Source organism: Kitasatospora sp. NPDC049258 (assembly GCF_040678895.1).
Taxonomy (GTDB): Bacteria; Actinomycetota; Actinomycetes; order Streptomycetales; family Streptomycetaceae; genus Kitasatospora.
Genome location: NZ_JBFAQT010000007.1, coordinates 163680 through 188219, shown reverse-complemented (window position 1 = coordinate 188219; position 24540 = coordinate 163680). Strand labels below are relative to the sequence as shown.

The 24540-nt window shown below is 76.6% G+C and carries 20 protein-coding genes and 1 pseudogene; 17 read left to right on the top strand and 4 right to left on the bottom strand.

Annotated elements, in window-relative coordinates:
• Positions 1 to 118: 118 nt before the first annotated feature.
• Together AB0K43_RS09250 and AB0K43_RS09245 are read right to left on the bottom strand one after the other, a co-directional pair.
• Positions 119 to 592, bottom strand: a pseudogene (locus AB0K43_RS09250) (hypothetical protein); the annotation flags it as partial.
• Between the two features lie 99 nt (positions 593 to 691).
• On the bottom strand, positions 692 to 1744 hold the full coding sequence (locus AB0K43_RS09245; protein ID WP_363637472.1) for a helix-turn-helix transcriptional regulator: 1053 nt from the start codon (positions 1742 to 1744) through the stop codon (positions 692 to 694).
• A gap of 400 nt (positions 1745 to 2144) precedes the next feature.
• On the opposite strand from AB0K43_RS09245, the gene AB0K43_RS09240 reads away from it, so the two are divergent.
• From AB0K43_RS09240 to AB0K43_RS09170, 15 genes are all read left to right on the top strand, one after another.
• Positions 2145 to 3071 (top strand): hypothetical protein, encoded by a 927-nt coding sequence (locus AB0K43_RS09240; protein WP_363637470.1) that lies wholly within the window; start codon positions 2145 to 2147, stop codon positions 3069 to 3071.
• Positions 3068 to 4465 (top strand): radical SAM protein, encoded by a 1398-nt coding sequence (locus AB0K43_RS09235; RefSeq protein ID WP_363637468.1) that lies wholly within the window; start codon positions 3068 to 3070, stop codon positions 4463 to 4465. Before AB0K43_RS09240 ends, AB0K43_RS09235 begins: the two co-directional genes overlap by 4 nt.
• Positions 4462 to 5325: a S8 family serine peptidase gene (locus tag AB0K43_RS09230; RefSeq protein ID WP_363637466.1), complete on the top strand. Its 864-nt coding sequence runs from the start codon at positions 4462 to 4464 to the stop codon at positions 5323 to 5325. The genes AB0K43_RS09235 and AB0K43_RS09230 overlap by 4 nt, the downstream gene beginning before the upstream one ends.
• The gene (locus AB0K43_RS09225; RefSeq protein WP_363637464.1) at positions 5322 to 5912 is read left to right on the top strand and encodes a GAF domain-containing protein; all 591 of its coding nucleotides are present in this window, start codon (positions 5322 to 5324) and stop codon (positions 5910 to 5912) included. Before AB0K43_RS09230 ends, AB0K43_RS09225 begins: the two co-directional genes overlap by 4 nt.
• A gap of 10 nt (positions 5913 to 5922) precedes the next feature.
• Positions 5923 to 6993 (top strand): radical SAM protein, encoded by a 1071-nt coding sequence (locus AB0K43_RS09220; protein WP_363637462.1) that lies wholly within the window; start codon positions 5923 to 5925, stop codon positions 6991 to 6993.
• Entirely contained in the window at positions 6990 to 7985 is a 996-nt protein-coding gene (locus tag AB0K43_RS09215) for a radical SAM protein (RefSeq protein ID WP_363637460.1), read from the top strand. Before AB0K43_RS09220 ends, AB0K43_RS09215 begins: the two co-directional genes overlap by 4 nt.
• A complete protein-coding gene (locus tag AB0K43_RS09210) occupies positions 7967 to 8710 on the top strand; it encodes an iron-containing redox enzyme family protein (RefSeq protein WP_363637458.1) in 744 nt (247 codons plus the stop codon). Before AB0K43_RS09215 ends, AB0K43_RS09210 begins: the two co-directional genes overlap by 19 nt.
• On the top strand, positions 8689 to 8877 hold the full coding sequence (locus AB0K43_RS09205; protein WP_350638966.1) for an aroma-sacti cluster domain-containing protein: 189 nt from the start codon (positions 8689 to 8691) through the stop codon (positions 8875 to 8877). The genes AB0K43_RS09210 and AB0K43_RS09205 overlap by 22 nt, the downstream gene beginning before the upstream one ends.
• Positions 8874 to 11900, top strand: a complete 3027-nt coding sequence (locus AB0K43_RS09200) for an adenylate/guanylate cyclase domain-containing protein (protein WP_363637456.1) — start codon at positions 8874 to 8876, stop codon at positions 11898 to 11900. Before AB0K43_RS09205 ends, AB0K43_RS09200 begins: the two co-directional genes overlap by 4 nt.
• A gap of 185 nt (positions 11901 to 12085) precedes the next feature.
• Entirely contained in the window at positions 12086 to 12238 is a 153-nt protein-coding gene (locus AB0K43_RS09195) for a hypothetical protein (RefSeq protein WP_363637454.1), read from the top strand.
• Positions 12239 to 12383: 145 nt separating this feature from the next.
• Positions 12384 to 15455, top strand: a complete 3072-nt coding sequence (locus AB0K43_RS09190) for a thiopeptide-type bacteriocin biosynthesis protein (protein ID WP_363637452.1) — start codon at positions 12384 to 12386, stop codon at positions 15453 to 15455.
• A complete protein-coding gene (locus AB0K43_RS09185; RefSeq protein ID WP_363637450.1) occupies positions 15452 to 16504 on the top strand; it encodes a hypothetical protein in 1053 nt (350 codons plus the stop codon). Before AB0K43_RS09190 ends, AB0K43_RS09185 begins: the two co-directional genes overlap by 4 nt.
• A 2-nt stretch (positions 16505 to 16506) precedes the next feature.
• Complete coding sequence (locus tag AB0K43_RS09180) at positions 16507 to 17487, top strand: cupin domain-containing protein (protein ID WP_363637448.1); 981 nt, start codon at positions 16507 to 16509, stop codon at positions 17485 to 17487.
• Entirely contained in the window at positions 17484 to 18845 is a 1362-nt protein-coding gene (locus AB0K43_RS09175) for an MFS transporter (protein WP_363637446.1), read from the top strand. Before AB0K43_RS09180 ends, AB0K43_RS09175 begins: the two co-directional genes overlap by 4 nt.
• 131 nt (positions 18846 to 18976) lie before the next feature.
• The gene (locus tag AB0K43_RS09170) at positions 18977 to 20596 is read left to right on the top strand and encodes a metallophosphoesterase family protein (RefSeq protein ID WP_363637444.1); all 1620 of its coding nucleotides are present in this window, start codon (positions 18977 to 18979) and stop codon (positions 20594 to 20596) included.
• Between the two features lie 115 nt (positions 20597 to 20711).
• Here the strand turns inward: AB0K43_RS09170 and AB0K43_RS09165 are convergent, their stop codons facing one another.
• Positions 20712 to 21191, bottom strand: coding sequence for a peroxiredoxin (locus tag AB0K43_RS09165; RefSeq protein WP_363637442.1), 480 nt, complete (start codon positions 21189 to 21191; stop codon positions 20712 to 20714).
• A 132-nt stretch (positions 21192 to 21323) separates the two neighbouring features.
• Between AB0K43_RS09165 and AB0K43_RS09160 the strand changes: the two genes are divergently transcribed.
• Both AB0K43_RS09160 and AB0K43_RS09155 read left to right on the top strand, forming a co-directional pair.
• Positions 21324 to 22259, top strand: a complete 936-nt coding sequence (locus AB0K43_RS09160; protein ID WP_363637440.1) for an AraC family transcriptional regulator — start codon at positions 21324 to 21326, stop codon at positions 22257 to 22259.
• A 104-nt stretch (positions 22260 to 22363) separates the two neighbouring features.
• Positions 22364 to 23218, top strand: a complete 855-nt coding sequence (locus AB0K43_RS09155; protein WP_363637438.1) for a carbohydrate-binding protein — start codon at positions 22364 to 22366, stop codon at positions 23216 to 23218.
• 82 nt (positions 23219 to 23300) lie between these two features.
• Here AB0K43_RS09155 and AB0K43_RS09150 read toward each other — a convergent pair whose 3' ends face one another.
• Positions 23301 to 24512 carry a pyridoxal phosphate-dependent aminotransferase gene (locus AB0K43_RS09150; protein ID WP_363637436.1) on the bottom strand — a complete coding sequence of 404 codons (1212 nt, stop codon included), beginning with the start codon at positions 24510 to 24512 and terminating at the stop codon, positions 23301 to 23303.
• Positions 24513 to 24540 lie beyond the last annotated feature (28 nt).

The following is a 24540-nucleotide window of genomic DNA, read 5'->3' as shown; positions in this document are numbered from 1 at the left end:
CGGGTGGCCCCGCCGGTGGTCAGGCCGGGCCGCCCGCCGCCCCGTCCGCCGCCCCGTCCGCCGCTCCGTCCGCCGCTCCGTCCGCCTCCCCGTGCGCTGAGCCGTGCGGGGCGCCGCAGCGGTGGGATCCGGGCGGCCAGACCACCTCGACCGGCACGCCGGCCCGGCGGGCCGCGGTGACCATGTGGGCGGTGCCGCCGCGGCCGTTGCCCGGCAGGCCGTCCCAGACCGCGACCAGCAGGTCGGCCCGGCGCAGCAGTTCGGCGTTGGCCGCCTCGTAGGCCGCGGTGCCCGGGGTGTCGAACGGCAGCACCACCACCTCGGCGGCGGCCTGCCGCAGCCGGTCGAACTCGGGCGCGTAGCCGTCGCCGACCGAGTCCCGGTACGCGGGGGAGGGGATCACCGCCACCAGCCGGCCGCCCGCGGCCAGGACCGCGTCCGCGAACAGCGCGTCGGCGCCCCGGGCCAGGCAGGAGAGGCCGGTCAGTTCGGCGGCCGGGTGGCGGGCCAGCAGCCGGCCGAGCGCGCCGCGGACCAGTCGGACGGTCGGCCCGGTGAGGTCCAGGTGGCCGGTCACCGCGATCACCGTCATGAGGTCCTCCCGGCTCGGCTCCCCGGATGCTACCGGGCCGGCCGCTGGCGTGCGGGGCACAGCGCGGGATTCCCACCCCGTGGTGGCGGCCCGGTCGGGTCACGGCGGTGGCCCGGTGGCGGTCAGGCCGGTGCGCTCGGCCAGCACCCCGGCCTGGAACCGGCTGTCGGCCTGCAGGCTCTCCAGGATCTCCGCGATGTGGCGGCGGCAGGTGCGCAGCGAGACGCCCAGCCGTCGGGCGATCACCTCGTCCTTGGCGCCCTCCGCCAGCATCCGCACCACGGCGCGGTGGACCCCGCTCCCGGGCTGTCCCCGGCCGCCTGCCGGGCGGCGGGTGTGGCACGGGGTGGCGATGGCCCAGAGCAGGTCCAGCGCCTGGCAGAGGTGGGCCACCGCGCCGGGGTCGCGGAGCAGCACGGTGCTCGGGCTGCCGTCCGGTTCGCGGCGGGCGAGGAAGGCGGCGCTGCGGTCGATCACCGTGGCGGGCTCCGGGAGTTCGGGCAGCGCCCGGTAGTCGGCGCCGGCCGCGATCAGCCGGCTGATCCGCGCCCGCTGCGGCCCGGGGGCGGCGGGCACGGCCCGGCAGAGGGTGCGCAGCCGGGCGCCCCGGGCCAGTGCGGCGAGCCCGGGGCCGTCCGGTCCGTCCGGTCCGTCCGGGCCGGGGACGCCGCGCGCGGTGGGCGGCAGGCCGCCGGGGGAGACGGTGAACAGCTCCTCCCGGCAGTGTGCGGCCTCCTCGGCGAAGACGGCCGCGGCGATCACCGGGTCGGTCAGCAGTTCGACCGGATCGCGTCGGGTGCCGCCCTGCCGGGCGGAGCGGTAGCGGGGCATCAGCGCGCCGAATTCCTCGCGGATCGCGCGCACCTGCTCGGCCGCCCGGGCGATCCCCTCCTCCAGCGGCGCCGTCACCCCGGCGGCGGCCAGCTCGGGGCTCATCGGGACGAGTTGCTCGGGCAGTTGCGGCACCGGGCGGAGCAGCCGCAGCCGCAGCAGCAGCTCGCAGGCCCGGTCGAACTGCTCCCGGTCCAGGTCGGGGGCCTCCCGGTCGGGCCGGGAGCGGTCGAGCCGGCCGTGGGCCAGCGCGAGGTCGAAGAGCCGGACGGCGGCGGGATCGAGCCGCGGTACGGGATCGGGAGCCGTGGTGTCCGGCAAGGAAGTACCCCCGGTCATGGTTCGCTGCACGTTGGGGACATGCAGGTTGCTGCCAGATCCGCGCGCTGGACGGTCGAGGGAGCGCTCGGGAAACTGTCAAATGCTCTGATCCGCAATGGATCTGACAGTTCGTCACAGCAGTGGATCGTAGGCCTGACCCGGCTCGTGGGGGGAGCGGGGGCCTGCGCCGAACATGCCACAGGGCGATGTGCCCGGCCAGGGGGCCGGTCGAGCGACCGCAGCATTCCGGACATCCCGACCGGCCGGTCGGCCGGGCCGGGCCGCCGGACACCCGGCCGCCGAAGGCCCGGGACGACCGGAACGACCACGCCCCGCCACGCCCGCCGCCCGGCCGAACCGCGACACGCGGACGGCCCCCGACCCCGTGAAGGCCGCCCGTATGCCCTCTGCCCAGATCCTGGCACCCGACCCCGCCGAGCGGCTCGCCGTCCGGTCCGCTCTCTTCGACCGGCTGCGGCTCGCCGCCGGCGACCGGTTGGTGGTGGCGCTCGACCGCGGCCGGGCGACCGAGGCCGCCTGGCTGGCGGCCACCGCCCGGGCCGGCGGGGTCGCGGTCCGGATGGTGGCCGGTGACGCCGGGAGCCAGGTGCGGACCGGGCGGCTGGTGCTCGGGGCGCTGGCGGAGCTGCGGGGCGGGCAGGGGCCGGCGCGCGAGGCGGTGTTCTTCCTCTGCGCCGAGCTGCTGGACCACGCGGTACTGCGGCTGCCGGCCTCCCTGGCGGCGGTCCAACTGCCGCTGCCCGACTGGGAGGAGCCGGCCGTGCGGGCCGCCCGGCTGGCTGAGCTGTGCGCCACCGCCGCCGCCGCGTCGGCGGTCCGGGTGGGCACCGGCGACGGTGCCGAACTGGTGCTGCGGCCCGCCGCCGGCCGGCCGCCCCGGGTCGAGGACGGTCCGGCCGAGCCCGGCCGGGTCCAGCAGCTGCCCGGTGGCCATCTGCACTGGCCGGTCGGCGCGGCCGACGGGGAGTTCCACGCGGACGGGCTGATCCGGATCAACCGGCCCACCCGGCTGGGTGGTTCGCTGCACGAGCGGCCGGTATCGGTGGAGCTGACGGACGGCCGGGTCAGCAAGGTGCGGTGCGCCGACCCGGTGCTGCTCGGCCTGCTGGAGCGGGCCGTCACCGTGCACCGCCTGGACCGGCTGGCGGCCGTGCGCTGCCGCCCGGTCGGTGGCCCGCCCCAGGTCACGCTGCGGCTCGTGGTCGACCCGGAGCACCCGTACTCGACGGCCTCGGCCGGTCTGCGTATCACCCTGGGCGCGTCCGCGTCCTGGACACCGGAACCCCAGCACCGGGAGGCACCGTGAGCGCACCGACCGTCCGAACGGCAGCGGCCCTGGTCCCCAGCCGCTACCTGCTGATCGGCGACCGGGCCTACCGCGAGCCCGGCGGCGGCGAGGTCTGGTTCGGCTACGCGACCCGCACCGCCACGCTGATCCGGCTGGACCGGGCGAGCGCCGAGGCGCTGCGCTCCGGCGACCCGGCCGCGCTGGCCGGGCTCGGCCCCGAGGAGCGCGCCCGGCTCGCCGGACTGCACGCCCTGGTCGACCGCGGCGAGGACGAACTCGCCCACGTCACCGACGGGTTGCGGCAGGGGTCGGCGCGCGGCACGACCAGGTCGGTCACCATCATGCCGACCGCCTACTGCAACATGGCGTGCAGCTACTGCGGCCAGGAGCACGTCAAGGCGGCGCACGACCGGGAGCGCTCCGAGCGCACCGCGCGCCGGGTGGAGGCGATGCTGGCGGACCCTTCGGTGGAGGCGGTCTCGGTCACCTGGTTCGGCGGCGAGCCGCTGCTCGCCCTGCGGGTGATCCGCGAGCTGAGCGCCCGGTTCACCGCGGCCGCCGCCCGGCACGGCACCCGCTACACCGCCCGGATGGCCACCAACGGCAGCCTGCTCACCGTCCGCACGCTGGCCTCGCTGCACCGGGACTGCGGGCTGGAGGAGATGGAGCTGACCATCGACGGGCCGGAGGAGGTGCACGACCGGCGCCGGATCACCCGCAACGGCCGGGGCAGCTTCCGGCGCACCGTCGCGGTGCTCGCCGAGACCCTGGCCGAGGGGCTGGCACCCGGCCTGCGGGTGGGCATCCGGGTCAACGTCGACCGCGCCAACGAGGACAGCGTCACCGCCCTGCTGAACGATCTGGCCTGCCTGGGCCTGGCGCACCCCCAGGTGACCCTGCACCTGATCGCGGTGCACTCCTGGGGCAACGACGTCTCCGAGGTGGAACTCGCCGCCCGCGCCTACGCCGCGCGCGAGGCCGAGTGGCTGCGGACGGCCGAGGCACTCGGACTGCACTTCGCCCCGCTGCCGGTCGCGACGGTGCGCACCACCTGCACCGCCACCACCCGCTCCGGCGAGATCATCGACCCCGGCGGCCGGGTCTACTCCTGCTCCGAGCACCCGCTGGTGCCCGGCGCGGGCGCCGCCGGCGTGGTCGCCGAGGTGGCCGACCTGGCGGGCTCGGCCAGACGGCCGGCCGGCGCCTTCGACGACTGGTACGACCAGGTGGGCGGCGGTGACGCGCAGTGCTCCCGCTGCCCGATCCTGCCGGTCTGCGGCGGCTCCTGCCCCAAGCTCTGGCGCGAGGGCCACCTGCCGTGCCCGAGCGTGAAGTTCAACTGGGCCGAGCGGTTGGACCTGGCGGTGCGGCGACGCGGCTTCACGCCGTCGACCCAGGAGCGGCCGCGGTGAGCGGCGCCGCACCGGCGGCCCGCCGGACCATCCGCTTCGCGCACACCTCGGTGGGTGAGAGCTGCGACCCCGCCGAACTGGCCGCCCCGGCCCCGGTCAGCCGGGCCTGGGCCTGGGGCGGCGCCACCGGACGCGGCGTCCGGGTCTGCATCGTGGACAGCGGGGTCACCGCCGACCACCCGCAGATCGGCTCCGGCGTACGGCAGTTGGCCGCCGCCCGGGCACCGGCCGGGCCGGCCGGCGAGGGCCCCCGGGCCTGGTCGATCACCGAGGACACCGGCGGCGACGTGGCCGGCCACGGCACCGCCTGCGCCGGGATCGTCCGCTCGCTGGCCCCGGACTGCGAACTCACCAGCGTCCGGGTGCTGGGCGGCAACCTGCAGGGCAACGGCGACGCGCTGCTGACCGCGCTGGAGTGGGCGGTGGCCGAGCGCTTCGCGCTGATCAACGTCAGCCTCTCCACCCGCCGGGAGCACTTCAAGGAGCGCCTGCACGACCTGGCGGACGAGGCCTGGTTCGCGGGCGTGACGCTGATCTCCGCCGCGCACAACAGCCCGGTGGACAGCTACCCCTGGCGCTTCCCGTCGGTGATCTCGGTCGGCGCGCACGCGGTCGCCGACCCCGAGCGGGTGGAGTCCAACCCGCGCCCGCCGGTGGACTTCTTCGCCCTCGGCGTCGACGTCCCCGCGCCCTGGCTCGGCGGCGCCACCCGCCGGGTCTCCGGCAACAGCTTCGCCGCCCCGCACATCACCGGCCTGTGCGCGCGCATCCTTCAGCGCCACCCGGGCTTTCGCACCCCGCAGTTGAGGCACGTCCTGGCGGCCACCGCCGACAACATCGCCCCGAGGAGACCGGAGTGACCTCCGACCAGCTCGACGAGATCCTGCGCTCCACCGTGCGGCTGGCCCGGCTGTCCTTCGCGGCCGCGGCCGCCTCGGTGTTCGTCCGCGACGAGGAGCACGGCACCCTGGTCTTCGAGGCCTCCTCGGGCGTCGGCGAGGACCGGCTGGTCGGCATCGCCATCCCCGGCGACCACGGCATCGCCGGCTGGGTGGCCAACACCGGCGAGCCGATGGTGGTGCGCGGGGCGGCCGAGGACGCCCGCTTCGACAAGGGCTTCGCCGAGAGCACCGGGCTGGTGCCCGACGTCATCCTGGCCGTCCCGATGGAGCACCGGGGGGAGATCCTCGGTGTCCTGGAGGTGCTCGACCCCGAGGTCGAGGGGATCGGCGACCTGGACGCGATGGACCTGCTCACCGAGCTCGCCAACCAGAGCGCCGCGGTCCTCGCGCTCAGCCTGGCCGAGCGGCGCCGCCCGCCGGCCGGGCCCGAGGAGGACCCGCTGGCCAGGATCGCGGCGGCCGCCCGGCAGGCCGGCGGGGCCCGCGGCGAAGCCGTCCAGGCCCTGCTGGCGGCCGTCGCCGACCTGCTGCGGACCGACCGGTAGCCGGGGGGTGGTGGCGGTGCACCTGGCGGAACTCCTCACCCTCGGCGCCCGGCCGGCCGCCGGGCTGCTGCTCGCGCTCACCGACCGCTGCCCGCTGGCCTGCGCGCACTGCTCCACCGACTCCACGATGGACTCCGCCCAGTCGCCCGGCGACCCGTTCCGGCGGCTGGTCGGCAGCTTCGAGCCCGACCGCCGGCCCGAGCTGATCCTGATGTCCGGCGGCGAGCCGTTGCTGCGCCCCTCCCTGGTCGACGAGTTGGCCGCCTCGGCGGCGAAGTCGGGGGCCCGCTCGGCGCTGCTGTCCGGGATGTTCTTCGCGCGCGGCGGCGGCCTGCCGCCGGCCGTCCGGCGGGCCGTCACCGGCCTCGACCACTTCGCGGCCAGCCTGGACGCCCAGCACGAGCGCGAGGTGGGCCGGGCCCGGGTGTTCGCCGCGCTCGACGCCGTCCTCGCGCTGGTCCCCGCCGCCAGCCTGCACATCACCGCGCTGCCCGGCCCCGGCGGCCGCTCGTACCTGGACGCCCTGGTGGCCGAGGTCCGGCGGCGCTACGGCGCGCGGCTGCCGATGCTGGTCAGCGCCGTGCAGCCGACCGGGCGCGCCATGGCCCTGCTGCCGGTCCGTGCGCCGGCGCAGGACGGCGGCGGGCCCTGCGAGTTCGCGCACTGGCCGCTGGTCGACCAGGACGGCACCGTGTACGCCTGCACCCGGCAGAGCCTGCTGCGCGGCGGCGGCCCGGCCCACCTGGTCCTCGGCCACGCCGCCCGGGACTCCTGGCGGACCATCAGTGACCGCGCGCTGGGCGACCCGCTGCTGCGCTCGGTACGGACCATCGGCCCGGTCGCCACCCGGGAGCGCCACGGACCGGCGGACGGCTGCACCCCGGACGCCTGCCGCAGCTGTCTGGGGCTGACCGCCGCCACCGCCGCCGGCGCCGCCGAGCGGCTGGCCGACCCCGCCGGGCGGCGGATGGAGCGCGCCGTGCTGGCCCTGACCGCCGCCCGCTCGCCGCGCCGCCTCGCGCTCGCCCGCGGGGCGCTCCCCGGCTACGCCGAGCTGGTCGAACTGGGGTGGGCCGGATGAGGCTCGACCAGGTGCTGACGCTGCGCCGCACCCCGGGCGCCAGCGTGCTGCTGTACCTGACCGACCGCTGCCCGGTCGGCTGCGCGCACTGCTCGGTCTCCGCCCGCCCGGACAGCCCCGGGCCGGTGGACCTGGCCCTGCTCGGCGAACTGCTGGCGGGGCTGGTGGCCCGGCCGGGCCTGCGGGCGGTGGCCGTCTCGGGAGGTGAACCCTTCGCCGAGCGGCGGGCGTTGACGCTGGCGGTGGACCAACTGCACGCGGCCGGGCTGACCGTGGTGCTCTTCACGGCCGGTCACTGGGCCGGCCCCCGGACCCCGGCCTGGATCGCCGGCCTGCTCCGCAAGGCCGGCACGGTCTTCCTCGGCGTGGACGGCTACCACCTGGCCCGGCTCGGCCGGGAGCGGCTGCGCCGCGCGGTCCGCGCGGTGGCCGAGGCCGGCGGCCACCCGGTGCTCCAGGTGATCGACCAGCCCGGGCGCCTGGACTTCGCCCGTAGCCTGCTGGCCGAGGAGTTCGGGGCCGACTGGTCCGTCCGGGCCGAGCTGTATCCCACCGCCCCGCTGGCCGCCGGCCGGGGCGCCGGGCTGTTCCCGCCCCCCGCGCCGCGGCCGGCGGCCGGGTTCGGCCCCTGCCTGCCGGCCCGGGCCCCGACCGTGCGCTACGACGGCACCGTCACCGGCTGCTGCAACGAGACCGTCATCACCGGCGGCGGCCCCGCCGCGCTCCGGCGCCGGGTCACCGACGCGGCCGGGCTCGGCGCGGCGCTGGACGGCTACGCCCGGAGCCCGCTGCTGCGGATCCTCGCCACCACCGGCCCCGGCCCGCTGGCCGCGCTGCCCGGCTTCGGCGCGCTGGCCACCGGGGAGCACGCCGGGGTGTGCGAGGCCTGCTGGTCGGCCCACCGCGCGGCCGAGGCGGACCCGACGGCCGCGGCCGTCCTCGACCTGCTGGTCCCCGCCGAGGAGGTGACGCGATGTCGCCCGAGCACCTGACCCCGCTGCCGGCCGGCCGGCGGCTGCGGCTGCTGCTGGACCGGCTCGCGCCCGGGCTGGCCGCGGTGGCGGCCGGGCTCTGGCACGGCGACGGCTGGTGCGGGCCGCCCGGCGTCGAGCGGTACCGGGCCTGGCTGCGCACCAGCCACCAGGTGGTCCGGGCCACCACCCCGCTGCTGGCCGAGGCCGTCACCGAGTGCCTGCGCCGCGAGGACCGGCTCTCGGCCGAGCTCGCCCCGTACTTCGCCGTCCAGCTGACCGAGGAGCACGGCCACGACCGCTGGCTGCTCGCCGACTACGCGGCCACCGGCGCCGACCCGGCCGAGTTGCTCGCCGCCCAACCCGCCCCGGCCGTCGCCCGGTTCGCCGGGGCGCCCGGCTACTGGATCCGGCACGTCCACCCGCTCGCGCTGCTCGGCCACATCGCCCTGCTGGAGTGGTACCCGCCGCCGGCCGGGACCGCCGACCGGCTGGCCGCCCGGACCGGCCTGCCCGCCGCCGCGTTCCGCACCCTCACCGCACACGCCGCCCTGGACACCGGGCACGGCGACGCGCTGCTCACCTTCCTGGACGCCCGCCGGCTCACCCATCCGCAGCACCGGCTGCTGCTCACCGCCGCCGCCACCAGCGCGGGCGGCCTCGCCGACGTCCTCGCCCCGCTGCTCCGGCCCGCCGGCCGGCGCCCCCACCCCACGGAGGAACCATGGCCGACCCGCACCGGCTGACCGAGCTCGGCTTCGACCTCGACTACGCGAGCGACGAGCAACTGGCCGTCCTCGACGCGCTGACCGACGAGGAGATCCAGCTGCTGCTGGACGTCAAGCGGCGGCTGGACGAGGCCGGCGCCGACGTCGAGGGCCACGGGATCGAGGGGGGTGCCCTGCTGTGGTGAGCCCCGACCCCGCCCCGCCGCCGCCCGGGCTCGGCCCGCTGCCCGACCCCGCCCCGCCGCCGCCCGGGCCGGCGTCGTCGCCCGACCCGGGCTGCCCCGGCTGCGGCACCGCCAACCCGCCGGTGGCCAGGTTCTGCATGGCCTGCGGCAGCCCGGTCGGCCGCCCGGCCCAGGCCGCACCGAGCGGCCTGCGCTTCGTCACCGTCGCCTTCTGCGACATCTCCGGCTCGACCCGGCTGGCCACCAGCCTCAGCCCCGAGCGCTGGCACCAGGTGCTGGAACGGTACTTCGGGACGCTGCGCGGCGCGGTCGAGGCCTGTGGCGGCCGGGTGGAGAAGTTCATCGGCGACGCCGTGGTCGGGGTCTTCGGCGCCGACCGCCCGGCCGACGACGACGCCCTGCGGGCGGTGCGCGCCGCGCACCGGGCGCTGCGCGGGCTCGCCGAGGAGGACGACGGCACGATCGCCCTGTCGGCCCGGTTCGGCATCGCCTCCGGCCAGGTGGTGCTGGCCGACCGGGACTCGTCGTTCGCCATCGGGGCGGTGATGAACCGGGCCGCCCGGCTGCAGGCCGCCGCACCGCCGGACGGCGCGCTGGTCGACGTCCGCACCTGGCTGCTGGTCCGCGACCAGGTCCGCTGCACCGCCGTCGAACCCGTCCTGGCCAAGGGCTTCGACACCGCCCTGCAGGCCTGGACGGTCGAACCGGGCGCCCGCCCCGCCGCCGCGCCGCCGCCGTTCGTCAACCAGCGCCCGCTGCTGGCCGGGCTGACCGGGCAGCTGGCGGCCGCCCTCGCCCGCCCGGGCCGCACGGTGCTGGCCGTGGACGGCGAGGTGGGCAGCGGGAAGACCGCGCTGCTGGGGCAGCTGGCCCGCTCGGAGCCGGCCGGCCGGGCCCGGGTGATCCGGCTGGAGTGCGCCCGCGACGACCGGGCGCACGGCCGGGCCCGGCTGCTGCGGCTGGAGGCCGAGCTGGCACCGCCCGCGCCGCCCGGGGCGGGCGGCGTGATCGCCCCGTCCACCGCCGAGCTGAGCTGGCGGATCGGCCGCCTGCTGGCCCGGTCGAGCTCCCGGCAGCCGGTGCTGGTCCTGGTGGACAACGTCCAGTGGGCGCCCGAGGAACTGTTCGCGCTGATCGACGACCTGCCGGCCGGCTGCGGCCCGGTGGTGTTCGTGCTGGCCGGGCGGGAACTGCCGGACGGGAGTGGCCCACGGCCCGCCGCCTTCTCGGTGCCCGCGCTGTCGGCCGAGCACAGCCACCGGCTGCTCGCCCTGCTGCGCCCGGCCCCGGCCGGCGGCGACCTGGAACTGCACTACGAGGCGGGCGCCGCCGCGCTGGTGGCGCGCAGCGGCGGCAATCCGCTCTTCCTGGAGCAGCTGGCCGCGCTGGCCGCCGACGGGATCGAGGACCTGGTCGCGCCCTCGGCCAGCGCGGCGCTCGGGGCCCGGATCGAGCGGCTCGGCCGCCCGGCCCGCCGGGTGCTCGGCTGCATCGGTGCCTGGGGCACCGCCGTGGACACCCGGGAGCTGACCGCCACCGCCGGCCTGGAGCCATCCGAACTCGCCGACGCACTGGCCGAGTTGGAGGGGCGCGGGCTGGCGACGGGCCGGGCCGGCGAGGACGGACGGCTGCGCTTCGAGTGCCGGGGGCCGGCCCAGGTGGCGTACGCGCACCTGCCGTTGGGCGACCGGGCCGAGCTGCACACCGCGGTGGCCGGCCGGCTGCGGCGGCAGGCGGCGCACACCCCGGGCGTGCTGGAGCAGGCCGCCGTGCACGCCGAGCAGGCCCTTCGCTGCCTTCGGGAGTTGGCTCCCGGCTCGGTGGCCGAAGCCGCCGCGAGCGCCGTGGCCGCGGGCTGCCTGGTCGCGGCGGCGCGCCGCGCGGTCGGCCGCTCCGACGTCCGGCGGGCGGTGGAACTGGCATCGAGGGCGGGCGAGTTGGCGCTCGGCCCGGCCGAGGTGGACGAGGCCCTGGTGCTGGAGGCGGCGGCCATCGAGAGCTACGCGCTGGCGGCCTGCGGGCGGACCGCCGAGGCGCTGGAGCTGATCGACCGGACGGCCGCGCGCTGGCCGGCGGCGGCCAACCCGGCGGCGGCCTTCCAGCTCCGGGCCAACGAGCTGGCGCTGCGCCCGGCCGGCGAGCAGGCGGTCCGGGCCGCCCGCCGGCTGGCCGAGCAGGCCGGGGACGAGGCCTCCCGGGCCCGGCTGCTGCTGCTCGAAGGGCTCGGCGCGATCGCCGCCGGCGACTACCGGCAGGGCGAGCGGCTGCTGACCGGTGCGTACGGCGGGGTGCGCGCGGCCGACGCGGGCCTCGGCACCGCCGAGATCCACGCCAACCTCGCGCTCTGCCTGGCCTTCGGGGACAGCCCGGTCCGGGACGCGCTGGAGCGCTGCGAGGCGCTGCGCCGCGACACCGACCGGGCGCCGGTGCTGCACGCCCTGGTCGGCTGCTCGGCCGCGCTGCTGCACGCCTTCGGCGGGGCGAGCGACCGGGCCGGGGCGCTGCTGGAGCAGGCCCGGGAGGTGTTCGAAGGGGTCGGCCACTGGGCCGCCCTGGCCGGGCTGTACCAGTTCCGCAGCGCGGTGCACGAGTGGTCCGGGGACCTGGCCGGGGCCGCGCACTGGCAGCGGGTGGCCGCCGGGTGCTTCACCGCGGCGGGCGCCGACGCGGCCGCGGCCCGCTGCCTGGCCTCGGGCTGGCTGCTGGACCAGCACGGGCCCGCCCCGTCCGGCGGCCCGCCGCCGCCCGGAGCGGGCTGGGAGGCCAGGCTGCTGCACCACCAGGTGGCCGCGGTACGGCTGGCGGCCCGGGGCGACCCCGGCGCGCGCGAGCAGCTCGGCCGGGCGCTGGCGGTGCTCGACCCGGTCCGCGGCGCGGGCGCGCTGCTGCTGCCGCTGAGCGCCGCGCTGCGGATCGCCCGCTCCACGACCGGCTGCGCCGACCTCGCGGAGCGGGCCGAACGGGCCCTGGCAGCCGCCCGGGAAGCCAAGCGGACGAGCCCCGCGCCGGGCGTGGCCCGGTGACGGGAATGGCATCGAAGTCTGCTCGACAATTCTCCGAGGGTTGATTCCGCCTGCCCTTTTTCGGGGTATTCGAAGGAATGCCGAAATATTGTCGCGGCTGTTGACTCCGACCTGCCCGGTGAGAACAATTCGAAAAGGCCGCAGCAGCGTGCCCGAGGTACCGTCGAACACCCCTGGGAGGGCTCATGTCCAACGAATTCGAGAAGAACGAGGCCGAGGAGCTGGCCGCCGCCGCCCGCGAGGCCGAGCTCGCCGAGGCCGACGTCGAGGGCCACGCCGCTGACGTCGAGGACGAGGCCGGCTTCACCAACATCAACTTCGGCTGCTCGGCCAACTGAGTTCCGGCCGACCGTTGACCCCTCCTTGCCGACGGTCGATCCGGTGCCGCCGGCAAGGTGCGGGCCGCCGCCCGCAGCAGAATTCTCCGAAGAATTGTCAGCACGCGGGCCGCCGGATATTCCGCGGCGGGGTGGGGAGGGCCGGATGACCGATCGGACCGCCCCCGCCGTACCCCGCTACCGGGCCGCCCCGGTGGCCGTCCTGCGCATTCCGGCGCTGCCGGCCGATTCTTACGCCGCGCTCCTCGCGGCCTGCCCGGCCGGCGATCCGCACTGGCCCGCCACCCACCGGGCGCTGCTCGCCGAGCTCTGGCGGCGCCCGCTGCCGGCCGCCGCCGTCGAGTACGCGGCCCCCGACCTGGCCCGCGCGCTGGCCGCCCGAGGCGCACCGGCCGACCACCGGACCGCCCTCGCCCTGGACCGCTGCCTCAACCGGCTGAGCACCCGCCCCACCCCGTTCGGCCTGGCCGCCGCCGTGGCCACCGCCACCTTCGAGCGCCACGCCCGCCTGCACCTGGCCGGCCAGCCCCGGCCGGTGGCCCGCCCCGCCGCCGCACCCGCCCGCGCGGACCTCGCCGACCCGGCCGCCGTCGTGGTCTCCGACCTGGTGCACACCCTCGACGGTCACCCCTGGCGGGAACCCGCCGGCCGCGGCGCCGCCCACTGGCTGCGCGGCAGCGCGCCGGTCCTGGCGGTGCTCCGGGCCGCCGCCCGTCCCGTCCCGCCGGCCGACCTGCTGGCCGAACTCGACCAGCGGTACCCCGGCGACCCGGAGGCCGTCCGCCGGCTGGTCCGCGAGCTGCGCCGGCTCGGCTACCTGCGCCCGGCCGGACCGCCCGACCCGGCGCCCGCACCGCTGCGGGAGCTGTGCGCGGCGCTGAACACCCCGGCGGGGCCCACCGAAGCCCTCGACCGGCTGCGCACCGCGCTGCGCGCCGACCCCCGCCCCGCCCTGCACCTGGACGCGGTCGCCCGCCCGGCGGCGCCGCTCGCGCTCGACCGGGCGGTCGCCCGGTACGCCGAGCAGGCCGCCGGGGTGCTCGCCCTGATCGGCCGCGGCAGCCGCTACCCCGGCTACCTGGCCCGGGCGGCCGCGGCCTTCACCGAGCACTACGGCGCGCACGCCCGGGTGCCGGCCCTCGCCGCCGTGCACACCCTCACCGACCTGCGGGCCCTGGACGGCGACGGGCCGGCCCCCTTCGGCGAACGCGACGAGCTGCTCGCCGCCCTGGTGGCCGAAGCGCTGGCGCACCGCTCGCCGGTCCGCGAACTCGACGACGGCCTGCTCGCCCGGCTCACCCCCGAGCGGCCGATCGACCTGGCGCGCCCGCTGCTGCCCGGGGCCGACATCTGCCTGCGGATCGGCCACGGCCCGGACGGCCGGGTGCGGGCCGCGCTCGGCGGCCCGGGCGCCGTCCCCGCCGGGGTGGCCTACGGGCGGCTGACCGACCTGCTGGACGACGCCGCCCGGGGCGCCCTGAGGGAGGCCTTCGCCGAAGAGGAGGCGGCCGCCCCGGGCCACCGCTTCGTCGAGCTCGGCTACCGGCCCGAGCAGGCCGCCGCGGCCGATGTGACGGCCCGTGAACTCTGGCGCGGCCGGCAGCTCCCGGTCGACCTGGCACCGGCCGGTGCGGCGGCGCCCGCGCTGCCCCTCGCCGAGGTGCTGGTCGGCGTCCGGGACGGCCGCTTCGAGCTGCGCGAGGCCGGCAGCGGCGGGCTGCTGCACCTCACCCAGGCCTCCGGGCTGGACCTACGGCTGGCGCCACCGGTCTGCCGGTTCCTGCTGGACGCCTCCGCCAACCAGTTCCGCCACCCCGCCCCGTTCGACTGGGGGGCGGCGGGCCGGGGCCCGTTCCAGCCCCGCCTGGAGCGGGCCGGCCTGGTGCTCTCGCCGGCCCGCTGGCAGGCCGGGCACGCCGAACTCGGCGACTGCTCGGCCGAGCGGGTCCGGGCCTGGGCCGACCACTGGCTGGCCCCCCGCCACCTCCACCTGGTCCGCGCCGGGCGGCAGTTGCTGCTCGACCTGGACAGCGCTGTCTCGCTCGCCCACCTGCGGCAGGCGCTCGGCCGGGCCGGCGAGGGCCGGCTGCTGCTCCAGGAGGCCGTCCCGGCCCCCGGCGGCGAGCCGGTCACCGGGGCCGACGGCGGGCGCCATGTGCTCGAAGCCGTGGTGCCGGTCACCCTGGCGACCCCGCACCCGGCCGAGCCGGCCGTGACCCCGCACTCCGCCGGGCCCCCCGCCGGAACCCGGCCGCCCGCCGGGACCGGGCCGCCGGCCGCCGCCCGCCGGCCCGGGCACCCCTCCGCCGACTGGATCTCGCTCCACCTCTACCTGCGCGGGCCCTGGCAGGACGCCCTGCTGGCCGAGCTGACGCCCCGCCTGCCGGCCGCCGAGCTGTTCTTCGTCCGCTACGCCGATCCGCTGGAGCACCTGCGGATCAGGGTCCGCCGCCGCCCGGGGCGGCTGGAGCAACTGCTCGACCGGGCCCACGCGTGCGCGGGCCGGCTGCCGGTGCACGAGGTGGTGGTGCGCGACTACCGCCCGGAGAGCGACCGCTACGGCGGGCCGGAACTCCTCACCGCAGCCGAGCGGTTGTTCTGCGCCGACTCGGCGGCCGTGGCCCAGCTGCTCACCGGTCCGCACCGGGCCGAGCTGCCCAGGGCCGTGCTGGCCGCACTCACCCTCGACCGGCTCGCCGCCCTGCTGGAGCCCGATCCGGCCGAGCGCCGGCTGCTGGCGGCCGGATCGGCCGACTCCCGGGCGGGCTCCCGGGAGCACCGCCGGCACGGCCGCGAGCTGTGGCGGCTGCGGGCCGCCGGCGGCGGGCCGGCGGAGGCCCTCACCGCCCACTGGGCCGAGCCCGCCGCGGACTACCGACGCCTGCTCGCCCTGCACCGGCCGGGCCCCGAAGGCGCGGACCGCCGCCGGTACGCCCTGGCCTCGCTGCTCCACCTGCACGCCAACCGGCTGGGCCTGGACCGGGCCGGCGAGCGCACCGCCCTCGGCCTGTGGCGCCGGCTGCTGGACCGCTCGGCCGCCACGATCACGCCCACGCCCACCGCCACGTCCACCGCCACGATCACCCCCACCGGCCCGCCCGTACCCGGCCCGCCCGTACCCGGCCCGCCCGCAGCTGGCCCGTCCGCAGCCGGTCCGCCCGTACCCGGCCCGCCGGCACCCAGCCCGTCAGCACCCGCGAAGGAGGCCGCACAGTGACAGCACCGGCACCGAACTGGCTCGGACACCTCTCCGACGAGGAACGCGTCCTGCAGGACGAGGCCGCCGCCGTCGAGCGGGCCCGCGGGCTGCTGGCCCGGCCCACCGACGAGGACCCCGAGCCCCTGTTCGTCGCGGCCAACCTGATCGCCCTGGTGCACTTCCGGCTGGGCGAGCTGGAGCAGGCCCGGGCGCTGTGCCGGGCGGAGACCGCCCACGGCCGCCGCCGGGCGTCCGGCGGATCCCCCGCCAAGCTGGCCGCGCTCGCCCTCCAGCCCCAGGTCAACCTGGTCCGGATCGAGGGGTACGCCGGTGACCTCGACCGGGCGCTGGCCGCCCTGGCCGCCCTGGAGCGGATCGCCGACGGCCTGCCGGCCCGGACCGCGGACCTCGACTGGTGGCCCCAGGACCTCGCCGCCGACCCGGCGCTGGCCCGCCGGATCCGCGCGCTGGCCCGCAACGTCCGGGTCAGCGACACCTGCAAGATCCTGTACCGGCGGGCCCGCGCCGACCTGCTGGCGCCCGCCGCCGCCCGGTTCACCGCCCGCTGGCCCGCCTTGGCGGCGCAGGGCATCCAGCACGCCGCCGAGACGCCCTGGCTGCTCGGTACCGAGGAGGCCGAGCCCCCGGGCCCGGCCGCGCTCACCGACCCCGACCCGATGGCGCGCCGGCTGGCCGTGGTGCGCACCCTGCACCTGACCGCGCACGCGGCCGAGCGCGGGGAGCGGCAGCGCGTGGTCGACCTCGCCGGCCCGCTGGTCGAGGCGGTCGGCAGCCTGCCGGGCCCGTGGGCCTCCCCGCTGACCGTGCCGCGCTGGTGGGCCGTCCTCGGGGCCGCGCTGCAACGCGCCGACCGGGAGCGGCAGGGCCGGATCCTGCTGCGCGCCGCCCTCGCCGAGGCCCGCGGCGACGCGCCGCTGGTGCGCGGGGTCCTGCTGCGGCTCGGCGAACCGGCACCGCCCCGACCCTCGGCCCCGGCCGGCCTCGACAAGGTCACCCGGCAGCTGCACGCCGCGCTGGCCCCCCAGCGCAGCCGGGCGGGGGTGTGAGGATGGCCGGCAGCCTGGCCCGGCTGGTCGGCCACGCCGACCGGCTCGCCGAGCACTGGGAGGCCGAGCCGTTCGTGGCCCGCGCCCTGGGTTCGTTCTCCGACGTCTTCGACGCCCGCACCGCCGAGCGTCTGATCCACACCACCGGCCTGCCGCTGCCCTCGGTCCGGCTCTTCCTGGCCGGCGAGGAACTGCCCGCCGCCCGGGTCGGCCGCGGCCGGGAGCGGACGGCCGGACGGCGCGAGGCGCTGGTGGACGGCCGCGCGGTGGAGCGCGAGGTCGCGGCCGGCGCCACCCTGGTGCTGGAGGAGCTGCAGACCTACTGCCCGCAGGTGGCCTCGTTCTGCCGGGAGTTGACGGCCGAGACCGGCTTCGCCACGTACTGCGCCGCCTTCCTCACCCCGGCCGGCTCGCGTGGGGTCGCCCCGCACTACGACACCGCCGGCGTGCTGGTGCGCCAGGTGCACGGGTCCAAGCGCTGGCGGGTGTCCCGGCCGGCCGAGCGCTGGCCGGTCCGTGAGTGGTCGCCCGGGCGGCCCGGCCCCGAGCCGGAGCAGCTCCTGGACGTGGTGCTGCGGGCCGGGGAGTGCCTCTACATCCCGCGCGGCTTCGTCCACGTCGGCGACGCCACCGAGGAGGCCTCGGTGCACCTGTCGGTGGCGCTGCGCCCGGTCACCTGGGCCTCGGTGCTCCGCCCGCAGGTGGAACGGGCGCTGGCCGCCGAGGAGTTGCGCGAGTGCCTGCCGTTCGGCTTCCACCGGCTCGAACCGGTGGAGTTCGAGCGGCTGCTGGCGGCCAGGGCGGCGGCGCTCACCGACCGGCTGGCGGCCGAACTGGCCGCGGCCGAGGCCAAGGAGACCGCCGCCCGGCTCCGGCCGGACCACGCCGAGCCGGCCGCCGCCACCGGCGGCGGATCACTGCTGCGCGCGCTCACCCACTCGCCGGCCCGGCCGGCGCCGCACCGCCCACGGGAGGCGAGATGACCGACACCGTGCCCGCCGAGGCACCGCCGCAGCCGGCCACCGGACTGCGCGGCAACCGCAACTGGCACCGGCTCTGGCTGGGCCAGGCGGTCTCCGTGGTCGGTGACTTCGTCTTCGACACCACCGTGCTGCTCTGGGTCGGCACGGTGCTCGCCAAGGGCCAGAGCTGGGCGCCCGCGGCGGTCAGCGGCGTGCTGATGGCGGCCGCCGTGCCCACCCTGCTGGTCGGGCCGGTCGCCGGGGTGTTCGTGGACCGCTGGGACCGGCGGCGGCTGATGCTGGCCACCGACGCGCTGCGGGCGGTGGTGATCCTGGCCCTGCTGGCGGTGCCGCTCGCGGGCGAGCGGCTGCCGGTCTGGCTCGCCCTCACCCTGGTGTACCTCGCCGTCGCGGTGTGCGCGGGCGCCGGACAGTTCTTCAACCCGGCCCGGCTGGCGGTGATCGGTGCGGCGATCCCGAAGGCCGACCGCACCCGCGCGTTCAGCCTGACCTCCGCCACCGGCAGTGCGGCGGGCATCCTCGGACCGCCGCTGGCGGCGCCGCTGCTGTTCGCCGCCGGGGTGCAGTGGGCGCTGGTCGCCAACGCGCTCTCGTTCGTGCTCTCCTTCCTGCTGATCAGGTCGCTGGTGCTGGCGCCGGTGGAGCGGCCCGCCGGCCGGGGCCCGTCCACCTTCCGGGCCGACTTCCGCGAGGGCATCAGCTTCTTCGTGCACAACCGCGTCCTGATGGCGCTGCTCGGCTCGGTCTGCGTCTACACCCTGGGCGTCGGGGCGCTCAACGTGCTGGACGTCTTCTTCGTCACCGACAACCTGCACGTGGCCGCCTCCTGGCTGGGCACCCTGGGCGCCGGCTTCGCGGTCGGCACCCTGCTCGGCGGCCTGCTGGCGGGCGTGGTCTCCGGCCGGCTGAGCGACCACCGGATCTACTGGCTCTGCCTGGTGCTCACCGGGGCCGGCGTGCTGGTCTACTCCCGGCTCACCGCGCTGCCGCTCGCCGTGGTGGTGCTCGCCCTGATCGGCCTGCCGGTCGGCGCGGTCAACGTGGTGATCGGCCCGCTGCTGCTGGGCGTCACCCCGCAGCACCTGCTGGGCCGGGTGGTCACCGTGATCGGGCCGGTGCAGCAACTGGCCGCGATCTCCACCATGGCGCTGGCCGGCTTCCTGGCCAGCACCGCGCTGCGCGGACTGGACGCCAGCGTCGCGGGGGTGCATTTCGGCCGGATCGACACCCTGCTCGCGGCGGGCGGTCTGTGCATGGTCGCCGGCGGTCTCTGGGCGGCCCGCCGGCTGCGGCCGGCCGATCCGACCGACCCGGCGGGACCGGACGAAGCGGTGGCAGGGGCCGCGGCGGCGGGCTGATCCGGCGGGCGGCGCGGGAGGATCTCTTTGCGAACAGATGGGGGAATCTTGCGAACCGTCAGACCCGCCGGTAGTCGCTCGTTCACCGAATGTCCGTGCACGCGCCACCGTGCGCTGGGAAGGTCTCGGCCATGGATATCCCTCGCATGGGCGTGCCCGAGAAGCTCGCCGACCGCATGAGCATGGCCGAGCAGCACGAGTACCTGCGCAGCACGCTGTCCCGCCGCAAGCTGCTGCGCTCCAGCGCCGTGACGGTCGGTGCGCTGGCCGTCGGCGGTGCGCTGGGCTCCGGCACCGCGTACGCCGACCCGGCCGCGCCGGCCCGCGGTGTCACCGACGGGATCGACGGCTCGCTGGTCGCGCCGATCGGCCGTCACCTCGCCTTCGGCGCCGAGCCGGACAGCCAGATCCGGATCTCCTGGCAGGTGCCGGCCCCGGTGAAGAAGCCCTTCCTGCGCTACGGGAAGCACCCGTGGGACCTCAGCCACAAGGTCGAGGCCGAGGTCCGGGCGCTGCACACGCCGGCCCTCTCGCCGACCGGGCAGCCGGTCGACCAGTACTACCTGCACGTCAAGCTGGACCACCTGCAGGCCGACACCACCTACTACTACGGCGTCGGCCACCAGGGCTTCGACCCGGCCTCGCACCAGGCGATCTCCACCCTGAGCACCTTCCGCACCGCCCCCGAGCGCTCCTGGCGCTGGGGCCGCCCGTTCGCGCCGTTCACCTTCACCGCCTTCGGCGACCAGGGTGTCAGCGCCCACGCGGCCGGCAACGACCACATCATCCTGGCCCAGAAGCCGGCCTTCCACCTGCACGCCGGCGACATCTGCTACGCCGACCCGGCCGGTTCCGGCCAGGACTCGGACAAGTCGGTCTACGACGCCACCACCTGGGACCGCTTCCTGGCCCAGACCGAGACGGTCTCCTCGAAGATCCCGTGGATGGTCTCCTACGGCAACCACGACATGGAGGCCTGGTACTCGCACAACGGGTACGGCGGCGAGTCCACCCGCTTCTTCCTCCCGGAGAACGGCCCGGACCCGCGCACCGCCCCCGGCGTCTACTCCTTCAAGTACGGCAACGTCGGCGTCATCTCGCTGGACGCCAACGACGTCTCGTACGAGATCCCGGCCAACCTCGGCATCACCGCGGGCAAGCAGACCAGGTGGCTGGACCGCAAGCTGCACGAGCTGCGCGAGGACGACACGGTCGACTTCGTGGTCGTCTTCTTCCACCACTGCGCCTTCTCCACCACCCACCAGCACGCCTCCGAGGGCGGCGTGCGAGAGGCCTGGGTGCCGCTGTTCGAGAAGTACCGGGTGGACCTGGTGATCAACGGTCACAACCACGTCTACGAGCGGACCGACGCGATCCTCGGCAACAAGGTCTCCAAGGCGGTGCCCAGCGGCGCCACCGTCGAGCCCGCCAAGGACGGCGTGGTCTACGTGACGGCGGGCGCGGCCGGCCGCAGCCTGTACTCCTTCGACGCCCCCGACACCTACGAGGGCCACGAGAACCGGGTCGACTCGGTGCTCACGTACCACTTCGCCAAGGGCGGCACCAAGGTGCCCGAGACGGTCGAGTGGTCCCGGGTCCGCTACACCGGCTACTCCTTCATCAAGGTGGACGTCGCCCCGGCCCACCCCGGCCGCACCGCCACCATGAAGGTCACCGCCCTCGCGGAGGACGGCACCCAGGTCGACCACTACACCATCGCCCGCAAGGCGGGGGAGTGCTGGGGCCGCTGACCCCGGGCCACCGGCCCGGCCGGCCGACCCGAGGCCCGCGCCCCTCCGCCAGGGGGCGCGGGCCTCGCGGCGTCCGCGTCCCCTGACGGGGCTGCTGCGGTCCTTTCGCGAGGCGTCAGGCCAGGGCCGCCAGCTGCTCGGCCAGGGTGTCGCTGTTCTGGAAGGTGAGCCCCATCAGGGCGACGTGCTTCCAGCGCAGGGTGCCGTCGCCGTCCAGGATGAAGACCGACCGGCGCAGCCCGAGCCCGGGCACGGCGATGCCGAAGGCGGCGGCCACCGCACGGTCGGTGTCGGCCAGCAGCGGGAAGGCCAGCCGGTGCTTGCGGGCGAACGCCTCGTGGCTGTCCAGCCCCTGCGGGCTGATGCCCCAGACGGTGGCGCCCAGCCCCTTGAAGCGGTCCAGGTCGGAGGTGTACGAGCAGAGCTGCTTGGTGCACACGGCGGTGTCGTCGCCGGGGTAGAACACCAGCACCAGCGGCGAGCCCTTGGCCTCGCTCAGCCGGTACTCGCGGCGCTCGACGGTGTCCCCGGCGAGCAGCAGCCCGGGCAGGGTGAACTCGGGTACGGCGGAACCGATCTCGGGCTGCTTGGCCATCTGGCGTCCTTCGCGGTGGGCGGTCGGGGGCTGTCCCCGCGCGATGCTACCCGCCCGTAGCCCCCGCGGAAGAGGGACCGCCGACCGGAGGAGGTCTGGACCAGTGCCCGGACGGGCGGCGACACTGCTGCCGTGACCGACCTGCCTGCCCTCCGACCGCCCAGAAGCCAGGTGCCGCTGCACAACCTGGAGGTGCCGGCGCCCGGGGTGCTGCCCTTCGCGCTGGGCTCCTTCGACACCATCGGGCCGCTGTCCCGGGCGGCCTTTCCGCACCGGCACTCCTTCTACGAGATCGTCTACGTCACCCAGGGCCGCGGCTCGCACATGCTCGACCTGGTCGAGTGGCCGCTCGACCCGCCGCACCTGTGCGTGGTCCTGCCCGGCCAGGTGCACCACTGGGCGCGGGCCTCCGGGCTGGGCGGCTGGGTGCTGCTGTTCAACGAGGACTTCCTGCTCAAGCACCCCGAGGACCTCGGGCTGCTGCGGCTGCTGGCCGGCCGCCCCTGGCTGCGCCCGGACCGCGCCGAGGGGCGGGCGCTGACCGGCCTGCTCGGTGAGATGCTGCGCGAGCACCAGGCCGGCGCGGCCGGCTATCCGGGCGTGCTGCAGGCCTATCTGCATGTGCTGCTGGTCCGGGCGATGCGGGCCTCCACCCCGGGAGCGCCGGGCCCGGTGCCGCCGAGGGCGGCGGAGCTGGCCGCCCGGTTCGGCCGGCTGATCACCCATCCGGGCCGGGCGGACCGTTCGGTCGGCTCCTTCGCCCGGGAGCTCGGGGTCTCCACCGGCCGGCTGCACGAGCTGGTCAAGGAGGCCACCGGGCGCACGCCGGCCCTGCTGATCCGGCAGCAGCAGACCCTGGAGGCCAAACGGCTGCTGGTGGCGACGGAGTTGAGCATCCGCCAGGTCGCCGCGGAGGCGGGCTTCACCGACCCGTCGTACTTCTGCCGCTTCTTCCGTCGCGAAGTGGGCCTGAGCCCGGGGGAATTCCGGGCCGGGGCCGGAGGAAATCACCACGATCCCGGGATCCGGTCCATCGACGGCTGCCCGGCCGGGCCCGTAGCTTCGTAGCCGCAACCCCCACCGCGCCACCCTGCCGGGCCCCACCGTGGCACCCCACATGTCATGTACTCGGCAGGGTGGTCCCCATGCCACCACGGCAAGGAGAGCCGACCATGAACCCCTTCCACGAGCCCCTGGGCGAGCGCAGGTTGAGCCGGAAGTCGCTGCTCAAGGCCGCCGTGCTGGCGGGTGCCACGCCCCTGCTGATCGGCGGCGGCGCCGCGCTCGCCCGGGACGGCGGGGACGGCCCGCCGGCCCTCACCCCCAGCTGCGACGACGGCGACCACCCCACCGTGGAGCAGACCGAGGGTCCGTACTTCAAGCCCAACTCACCGCTGCGCACCTCGCTGGTGACCGCGAACACCCCCGGCACCCGGCTCACCGTCACCGGCTACGTCTTCGGGCGGGCCTGCCGGCCGATCGCCGGCGTGTTGCTGGACTTCTGGCAGGCGGACGTCAACGGCGCCTACGACAACACCGGATTCGCCTTCCGTGGCCACCAGTTCACCGATGCGCAGGGCGCGTTCAGCCTGACCACCATCGTGCCGGGGCTCTATCCGGGCCGCACCCGGCACATTCACGTCAAGGCCCAGGCCCCGGGGCGGCCGGTGCTCACCACCCAGCTGTACTTCCCGGGTGAGCCGCGCAACAGCACGGACACCATCTTCGACCCGGCGCTGCTGATGAACGTCCGGCAGAACGGCCCGGCCGAGGAGGGCAGCTTCGACTTCGTGCTGGACATCGCCCAGAGTCCGTCGCCGACGCCGCCGTCCACCCCGTCGCCGTCCCCCGCGTCGCCCTCCCCCTCGCCCAGCGGCCCCGCCGGTGGGAGCTGGCGGGCAGGCACCGCGTACCGGCCGGGCGACCAGGTCACCTACGGCGGGGCCGCCTACCGATGCCTGCAGGGACACACCGCGGCGGTCGGCTGGGAGCCGCCGAACGTCCCGGCGCTGTGGCAGCGGCTCTGACCCCGTCCGGCCCGGCCCCGCGCAGTCGTCCGGCCGACCCGAAGCCTGCGGGGGCCCCGGGTCGGCCGGGCCCGTCGCCGGGCTACTGGCGGTAGGTGGCCAGGAAGCGCCCGATCCGGCTGATCGCCGTCTCCAGGTCGTCGGCGCGGGGGAGGGTGACGAACCGGAAGTGGTCCGGGCGGGGCCAGTTGAAACCGGTGCCCTGGACGATGTGGATCTTCTCGCGGAGCAGCAGGTCCAGCACGAACCGCTCGTCGTCGACGATCCGGTGCACCGCCGGGTCGAGCTTGGCGAAGGCGTACAGGGCGCCCTTGGGCTTGACGCAGCTGACGCCGGGCAGGTCGTTGAGGGCCCGCCAGGTGACGTCGCGCTGCTCGGTGAGCCGGCCGTTCGGCAGGGTCAGGTCGTGGATCGACTGGTGGCCGCCGAGCGCCGCCTGGACGGCGTACTGGGCCGGTACGTTGGGGCACAGCCGCATGCCCGCCAGCATGGTGAGCCCCTCCAGGTAGTCCCTGGCGTGCTGCTTGGGCCCGGACACCACCAGCCAGCCGCTGCGGAAGCCGGCCACCCGGTAGGCCTTGGACAGGCCGTTGAAGGTCAGCGTCACCACGTCGTCGGCGAGCGCCGCCAGGCAGTGGTGCTCGACCCCGTCGTAGAGGATCTTGTCGTAGATCTCGTCGGCCAGCACCATCAGGCCGTGCCGGCGGGCCAGTTCGAGGATGCCCTCCAGGAGCTCCTTCGGGTAGACCGCCCCGGTCGGGTTGTTGGGGTTGATGACCACGATGGCCTTGGTGCGGTGGTTGATCTTCGAGGCGATGTCGTCGAGGTCCGGGTACCACTCGGCCTCCTCGTCGCACAGGTAGTGCACCGCCTTGCCGCCGGCCAGCCGCACCACGGCCGTCCAGAGCGGGAAGTCCGGTGCGGGGACGAGGACTTCGTCACCGTCGTCGACCAGTGCCTGGACCGCCATCTGGATCAGCTCGGAGGCGCCGTTGCCGAGGTAGACGTCGTCCACCGTCACCCCGGCGACACCGCGCTGCTGGTAGTACTGCACCACCGCGCGCCGGGCCGGCAGGATGCCGCGCGAGTCGCTGTAGCCGTGGGCGCCCCGCAGGTTGCGGATGATGTCCTGGACGATCTCCTCGGGCGCCTCGAAGCCGAACGGCGCCGGGTTGCCGGTGTTCAGCCGCAGCACCGAGTGCCCGGCCTCCTCCAGTGCGTTCGCCTGGTCGACCACCGGGCCACGGATCTCGTAGCACACGTCCTTCAGCTTGCTGGACTGGCGAAACTCCATCAGCGGCCTCCCGAACCGTCACCGCGCC

Excerpts from the sequence above, each read along its gene's own strand:
- AB0K43_RS09240 (WP_363637470.1), top strand. The coding sequence starts at position 2,145 with ATGCCCTCTGCCCAGATCCTGGCACCCGACCCCGCCGAGCGGCTCGCC.
- AB0K43_RS09215 (WP_363637460.1), top strand. The coding sequence starts at position 6,990 with ATGAGGCTCGACCAGGTGCTGACGCTGCGCCGCACCCCGGGCGCCAGC.
- AB0K43_RS09210 (WP_363637458.1), top strand. The coding sequence starts at position 7,967 with ATGTCGCCCGAGCACCTGACCCCGCTGCCGGCCGGCCGGCGGCTGCGG.
- AB0K43_RS09205 (WP_350638966.1), top strand. The coding sequence starts at position 8,689 with ATGGCCGACCCGCACCGGCTGACCGAGCTCGGCTTCGACCTCGACTAC.
- AB0K43_RS09195 (WP_363637454.1), top strand. The coding sequence starts at position 12,086 with ATGTCCAACGAATTCGAGAAGAACGAGGCCGAGGAGCTGGCCGCCGCC.
- AB0K43_RS09190 (WP_363637452.1), top strand. The coding sequence starts at position 12,384 with ATGACCGATCGGACCGCCCCCGCCGTACCCCGCTACCGGGCCGCCCCG.
- AB0K43_RS09180 (WP_363637448.1), top strand. The coding sequence starts at position 16,507 with ATGGCCGGCAGCCTGGCCCGGCTGGTCGGCCACGCCGACCGGCTCGCC.
- AB0K43_RS09175 (WP_363637446.1), top strand. The coding sequence starts at position 17,484 with ATGACCGACACCGTGCCCGCCGAGGCACCGCCGCAGCCGGCCACCGGA.
- AB0K43_RS09170 (WP_363637444.1), top strand. The coding sequence starts at position 18,977 with ATGGATATCCCTCGCATGGGCGTGCCCGAGAAGCTCGCCGACCGCATG.
- AB0K43_RS09165 (WP_363637442.1), bottom strand. The coding sequence starts at position 21,191 with ATGGCCAAGCAGCCCGAGATCGGTTCCGCCGTACCCGAGTTCACCCTG.
- AB0K43_RS09155 (WP_363637438.1), top strand. The coding sequence starts at position 22,364 with ATGAACCCCTTCCACGAGCCCCTGGGCGAGCGCAGGTTGAGCCGGAAG.
- AB0K43_RS09150 (WP_363637436.1), bottom strand. The coding sequence starts at position 24,512 with ATGGAGTTTCGCCAGTCCAGCAAGCTGAAGGACGTGTGCTACGAGATC.